Annotated in this window: 1 protein-coding gene; it reads left to right on the plus strand. The window is 67.5% G+C overall.

The window, feature by feature from the left end; genetic code table 11:
• Positions 1-240 (plus strand): ABC transporter transmembrane domain-containing protein (locus KVS67_RS12920; protein ID WP_254629384.1); only part of this gene is annotated, 240 nt, incomplete at both ends.

Raw genomic sequence — 240 nt, forward strand, 5'->3', positions numbered from 1 at the left:
ATCGGCAAGAGGTCCCAGGCGCACTTCTCCGCGCGGTGGCGGGAGACGGGCCGGCCCAACGGGCCCATCGAGGAGTCGTTCACGGGGCACGAGCTGGTGACCGTGTTCGGCCGTCAGCGGGACATGGCCGCGCGCTTCGTCGAGCGCAACGAGGAGCTGTACGAGGCCGCGTTCACGGCGCAGTTCTACTCGGGGATGATCATGCCGATCATGCTGTGGGTGAACTGGCTGGGCTACGTG

This window comes from Micrococcus sp. GbtcB5 (assembly GCF_019091605.1).
Taxonomy (GTDB): Bacteria; Actinomycetota; Actinomycetes; order Actinomycetales; family Micrococcaceae; genus Micrococcus; species Micrococcus luteus.